Source organism: Bradyrhizobium sp. 153 (genome assembly GCF_023073835.1).
Classification (GTDB): Bacteria; Pseudomonadota; Alphaproteobacteria; order Rhizobiales; family Xanthobacteraceae; genus Bradyrhizobium.
Genome location: NZ_JADPKH010000089.1, coordinates 1 through 541, shown reverse-complemented (window position 1 = coordinate 541; position 541 = coordinate 1). Strand labels below are relative to the sequence as shown.

The window sequence follows — 541 nt, the reverse complement described above, 5'->3', positions numbered from 1 at the left end:
CTGATCGCGGCGCTGAAGGAGCAGACCGCGGGCGCCGCCGGCGCCTCCGAGCTGAGCCGGGCAGCGGCGGCCTAACCCAGGATCAGGAGACCAGCGATGAGCAAGACCCAGTCCAGCGAAGGCGCCATGGTCGAATACGTCACCGCGATGATCGGCGGCCAGCTGTTCGGCCTGCCGATCTCCCGGGTCCAGGACGTGTTCATGCCCGAGCGCGTCACCCGTGTGCCGCTGTCCTCGCGCGAGATCGCGGGCGTGCTGAACCTGCGCGGCCGCATCGTCACCGTGGTCGACATGCGCGCCCGCCTCGGCCTGCCCAAGGCCGAAGACGGCAAGGTGCCGATGGCGGTCGGCGTCGACCTGCGCGGCGAATCCTACGGCCTGCTCATCGACCAGATCGGCGAGGTGCTGCGCCTGCCCGAGGACGGCAAGGAAGACAACCCCGTCAACCTCGACCCCCGCATGGCCAAGCTCGCCGGCGGCGTCCACCGCCTCGACGGCCAGCTCATGGTCGTCCTCGACGTCGATCGCGTCCTCGAGCTCG

The 541-nt window shown here is 70.4% G+C and carries 1 protein-coding gene; it reads left to right on the top strand.

All coding sequences use genetic code 11. From position 1 onward, the window contains the following. Positions 1-96: 96 nt before the first annotated feature. Positions 97-541 (top strand): chemotaxis protein CheW (locus IVA91_RS24020; RefSeq protein ID WP_247280640.1); only part of this gene is annotated, 445 nt, incomplete at its 3' end.